This window comes from Chromohalobacter sp. 296-RDG, from assembly GCF_029889885.1.
In the GTDB taxonomy this organism is placed as follows: domain Bacteria; phylum Pseudomonadota; class Gammaproteobacteria; order Pseudomonadales; family Halomonadaceae; genus Chromohalobacter.
On record NZ_JARANY010000110.1, the window covers coordinates 1 to 4,637 of the forward strand.

The following is a 4,637-nucleotide window of genomic DNA, read 5'->3' on the forward strand; positions in this document are numbered from 1 at the left end:
CTATCGTGCTAATAGCGGGCGTGTCTAGATTGAACCGTATCCGAGGTGTCAGGACCGAAGAAGTAACAATTGGGAAAGTGAGGCTTCGGCGATAGCGAAGGGTGGGGCTCAGGTCCTGAAGCCAGTCAAGTGATCGACAAGGTGACGTGCGGTGACAGGCAAGGCATCGTACTGGCGCATGCCGACGATGATCTCCCGCGTGGCCCAGCCATCGCTTAGGGGGATGCTCGAGAGTTGTAGGTCGCCCAGGTCGCGGTAAATGGTTTTTTCGGGCAATACACCAATGCCCATGCCGTAGTGGATCATGCGGCAGATCGCATCGAAGCTACGCACTTGAATCCGCATATGCAGAGTCTTACCGGCACGGCTAGCGTGTTCATGCAGTAGGTCCTGCAATGAAGAGTCCTGTTGCAGGCCAATGAAGTCGTAACCGGCCGCCTCTTCTAAGTAGATTGATTTGCACGCCGCTAAAGCGTGGCTGCGTGGGGTAACGAGGACCAATCGATCACTACGATACGGTAGCACCTGCAGATCGTCGCAAGGCACGTGGCCGGCGAAGATGCCGATATCTGTCAGGCCCTCGCGCAGGGCGCTGATCGCCTCGGAGCTGACCCGTTCTTGCAGGTCGAGTTTGATCTGAGGATAGCGCTGCGAAAAGGTGCTGAGGTCTTTGGGAAGAAACGCGATGATCGCTGAGGTGTTCGAGTAGATTCTGATATGGCCTTTGATACCCGAACCATACTCACTCATGTCGGCATGCAGACGCTCGATGTTTCCTAGAATTTTACGAGCATGATGAAGAAACGCGTGCCCTGCGGGGGTAAGCTCGACGCCACGCGGACGACGATACAGCAGGACGGTATCCAGCTGCGCTTCGAGATCGCTGATCCGCTTGCTGGCTGCAGCCAAGACCAAATGCTCGCGCTCTGCGGCAGCAGTGAGACGGCCTTCATCGGCTACCGACACGAACAGCTTCAAGGTGACAAAATCAAAACGCCCCATACTGGCGCTCCTTGTTGCACATCGGCGAAAACACCATCTTAGACATGCCTTCGTAGAAAACGAAAGCTAAGTTGCTTAGCGCCTAATTGTTCCTGCCGCTGGGATGTCACATCCTGAGTCTATTCCCGCTAAGGAGCCTCTCTCAATGACTCTACCCCAATCCCGCAGCTTACCTCTCGAAGGCCTTAAGGTACTGGAGCTTGGCCAATTGATCGCCGGTCCCTTCGCGACCAAGCTGCTGGGTGAGTTCGGTGCTGACGTGATCAAGATCGAACCGCCCGGCACTGGCGATCCGCTTCGCAAATGGCGAATAGTCGAAGAGGGTACGTCGTTGTGGTGGCATATCCAGACCCGCAATAAGCGCTCCGTTGCCCTGGATCTGCGCTCTTCCGAAGGCCAAGATGTCGTGCGCCGGTTGGTCCAGGAGGCGGACGTGCTGGTCGAGAACTTCCGTCCCGGGACGCTGGAGGGCTGGGGGCTGGGTTGGGAAGCACTTTCCGAACTGAATCCGCGTCTGATCATGGTGCGTATCTCGGGTTACGGCCAGACCGGGCCTTATCGCGACAAGCCCGGCTTTGGAGTGATTGGCGAAGCCATGGGCGGCTTGCGTTACCTGACCGGTCACCCGGGGCAGCCCTCGGTACGCGTGGGGGTAAGCATCGGCGACTCTCTATCGGCCTTGTATGCCGTGATCGGTACGCTGTTGGCATTGCAGGAGCGCCAGCGTAGTGATCAAGGGCAGGTCATTGATGTGGCACTGTACGAGTCGGTCTTTGCGATGATGGAGAGCCTGATCCCCGAATACGACGCCAGTGATCAGATTCGCGAACCCAGTGGTAGCTCTTTACCCGGCATCACGCCTTCCAATGCTTATCTCTGCCAAGATGGCGATTATGTGCTGATTGCTGGTAATGGCGACAGCATCTTCAAACGCTTGATGGAGGTCATTGGCCGCCAGGATCTGGGCACGGATGCACGCTTTGCGCATAACGATGGGCGCAGCAAGCATGCCGAGTTGATCGATGGTGCCATTGCTGATTGGACTCGTCAGCATTCGCGCGAGGAGATCCTAGCGCGGCTCGATGAGGCTCGGGTCCCGGCGGGGTATCCCTATACGGCTGCCGATATCGTCAATGATCCACACTATCTGGCCCGCGAGATGATCCAGACCACTGAAACGTCCAGCGGTCGCTCGCTCAAGGTGCCGGCTGTGCTGCCCAAGCTCAGCGCCACACCGGGGCGGCTTGGTCAGGGCGGCCCTCCCTTGGGCCAGCATACCGAGCAGGTGCTCGACGAATTGGGTATCGATGAAGAAACGCGCCACAAATTGCGTAAAGGCGGTATCATTTAAGTCTAGGGGGCATTATGTCACGTATTTATATCAATGAGGTGGCTCCGCGCGATGGTCTGCAGATTGAGGCAACGTTCGTGCCGACGCAGAACAAGATCGCATGGATCGATCGGCTCGCCACGACCGGGTTAGCTAAGATCGAGGCAACGTCCTTCACTTCGCCCAAGGCGATTCCCAGCCTGAGTGACGCCACGGATGTTATGCAGGGCATCCAGCGTCACCCTAGTGTCATCTACACTGCCTTAGTACCCAACCTCAAGGGCTGCCAGCGCGCGCTGGAATGCGACGTGAATGAAATCAATCTGGTGATGTCGGCGAGTGACTCGCACAGCCAAGCGAACCTACGCATGACCCCCGAGCAATCCTTGGCGCAATTTGCCGAGATCGTGACGTATGTCCAAGGTTCCGGCGTGTTTATTAATGCCTCGCTCTCTACTACCTTCGGGTGCCCTTTTGAGGGAAGGGTAGACGAGGCGCGGGTGTTCTCACTGATAGAAAAACTACTCCAGATCGGCGTGCAGGGCATCACGCTCTGTGACACCACTGGCGTCGCCAATCCGGCTCAAGTCAAGCACCTGTGCCAGAGCGCCGTGGCACGTTGGCCGCAGGTACCCTTTACACTGCATTTCCACAATACACGCGGTATGGGTCTAGCCAATGCACTGGCGGCCTGGGAGGCGGGCATTTTGCACTTCGACGCGTCTCTGGGTGGGCTGGGCGGATGCCCCTACGCCCCTGGCGCCACAGGCAACGTATGCAGTGAAGACCTCGTACATATGTTTGAGCAGATGGGTGTGGATACCGGTGTCGATCTTGATGCGCTGCTGGCAATATCTGAAGTTCTGCCCGATCTGGTCGGCCACGATACGCCGGGGCACGTCATCAAGGCGGGCAAGGCTGACCGGCGTTATCCGATACCGACCTGAAGCTTTCATTTCATGTGGGTATCTCGGAAGTCGTTACGGTCAGTCCTGTAGACTTCGCTGGAGTATGTATCTTGCGCCGATCGGCTTGATTGGGATCGGCCTGGGTGGATATCGCATCCATCCACGCCAAAAAAGGGATCAACTATCGGCCCCGATCCGACATGGCATCGGGTCCCGTATGATTAATCACGCGCTTCCAGAATAATTCAGGCCTGTCGGCTTGCCATTGTTTCATTGCACCTATCGGTGTCTGATGATGCAAGGCTTTTTGGTTGATGGTAGCTGTCAATCTAATGGGCGTCTGCGAGGCAATTGCCGTAGCCCGTTCCGCTGGGGTCGACCCCAAACTCATGCAGGAAGTGCTATCGACCGGCGCGGCTCGCAGCGGTGTCCTTGAGACGCACGGCCAACGCTATATCGACAATCAACTACAGGGCGGATTTCGCTCGGATCTGATGAAAAAGGATCTTGGCATTGCGAGTGCTGTCGGTACTCATTATCAGCGCTCTCAGCCGGCAACCACCCTAGCGCACCAGCTAATGCAAGCCTCGTGCAATTCCGGGTTTGCACACCTCGATAGTGCAGCACTAGGTCTTCTTTACGACAGGCTCAATGGCAACGACTCTAGGAGAGATAGCTAATGACGGAAGAATTTCTCGTGGGGCAACTTCGAGCTTTCGCTAACGGTGTCTTCGAAGCAAGCGGCCTAGCCAGTCATGATGTTGCAATTGTGACCGATGTGCTCATCCACGCAAATCTACGTGGCCACGCGTCACACGGTTTGACGAGGATCCCCATTTACGCCGAGCGTATTCGGGCTGGTGTGGTCAATGCCCACCCCCAGATTCAGGTTAAACGCCCTGCCCCCGCCTTTATCATGGTGGATGCCGATAACGCTCCAGGCCCCGTAACGAGCCGGGCCGCAATCGAGGCCGCCATCGATACAGCACGGAATGAAGGCGTCTACGCGTGTGTCGTAGCCCACAGCAACCATAACGGCCCTGGCTCCTATTATGTAGAGAAGGTGATCAAATCAGGCTGCATTTTTATCAGTATGACTAATGCCCCCCCCTCCATGGCCGTGTTCGGCGGACGGCAAGCGGTGATAGGTACCAACCCTTTCACATTCGGTTCCCCCACCCAATACGAGACACCACTCCTGCGCGATATGGCCACTTCCGTAGTTGCACGCGGAAAGATTGTGGAAAGCGCCAAGCGCAAGGAATCAATCCCCAAGGGTTGGGCGCTGGATAGTGAGGGAGAACCCACCACGGACGCGCAGGCCGCAGAGCAATGGTTTGTGCTTCCTCTTGGAGGCCCCAAAGGATCTGCATTAGCCATCATGAACGAGTCTCTGT

The 4,637-nt window shown here is 56.7% G+C and carries 5 protein-coding genes and 1 pseudogene; 4 read left to right on the forward strand and 2 right to left on the reverse strand.

Annotation, left to right across the window (positions count from 1 at the left end; translation table 11 throughout):
• Positions 1-108 precede the first annotated feature (108 nt).
• Positions 109-1,002, reverse strand: coding sequence for a LysR substrate-binding domain-containing protein (locus tag OP495_RS16585; RefSeq protein WP_280570824.1), 894 nt, complete (start codon positions 1,000-1,002; stop codon positions 109-111).
• Between the two features lie 145 nt (positions 1,003-1,147).
• Between OP495_RS16585 and OP495_RS16590 the strand changes: the two genes are divergently transcribed.
• Together OP495_RS16590 and OP495_RS16595 are read left to right on the forward strand one after the other, a co-directional pair.
• Positions 1,148-2,353, forward strand: coding sequence for a CaiB/BaiF CoA-transferase family protein (locus tag OP495_RS16590; protein ID WP_280570826.1), 1,206 nt, complete (start codon positions 1,148-1,150; stop codon positions 2,351-2,353).
• Between the two features lie 14 nt (positions 2,354-2,367).
• Positions 2,368-3,279: a hydroxymethylglutaryl-CoA lyase gene (locus tag OP495_RS16595; protein WP_280570828.1), complete on the forward strand. Its 912-nt coding sequence runs from the start codon at positions 2,368-2,370 to the stop codon at positions 3,277-3,279.
• 142 nt (positions 3,280-3,421) lie between these two features.
• Here OP495_RS16595 and OP495_RS16600 read toward each other — a convergent pair.
• Positions 3,422-3,550: pseudogene (locus tag OP495_RS16600) on the reverse strand (IS481 family transposase); the annotation flags it as partial.
• Between the two features lie 4 nt (positions 3,551-3,554).
• On the opposite strand from OP495_RS16600, the gene OP495_RS16605 reads away from it, so the two are divergent.
• Positions 3,555-3,920, forward strand: coding sequence for an NAD-binding protein (locus OP495_RS16605; RefSeq protein ID WP_280570830.1), 366 nt, complete (start codon positions 3,555-3,557; stop codon positions 3,918-3,920).
• Positions 3,920-4,637 (forward strand): Ldh family oxidoreductase (locus tag OP495_RS16610; RefSeq protein ID WP_280570831.1); only part of this gene is annotated, 718 nt, incomplete at its 3' end. The genes OP495_RS16605 and OP495_RS16610, both read left to right, overlap by 1 nt.

Excerpts from the sequence above, each read along its gene's own strand:
- OP495_RS16585 (WP_280570824.1), bottom strand. The coding sequence starts at position 1,002 with ATGGGGCGTTTTGATTTTGTCACCTTGAAGCTGTTCGTGTCGGTAGCC.
- OP495_RS16590 (WP_280570826.1), top strand. The coding sequence starts at position 1,148 with ATGACTCTACCCCAATCCCGCAGCTTACCTCTCGAAGGCCTTAAGGTA.
- OP495_RS16595 (WP_280570828.1), top strand. The coding sequence starts at position 2,368 with ATGTCACGTATTTATATCAATGAGGTGGCTCCGCGCGATGGTCTGCAG.
- OP495_RS16605 (WP_280570830.1), top strand. The coding sequence starts at position 3,555 with ATGGTAGCTGTCAATCTAATGGGCGTCTGCGAGGCAATTGCCGTAGCC.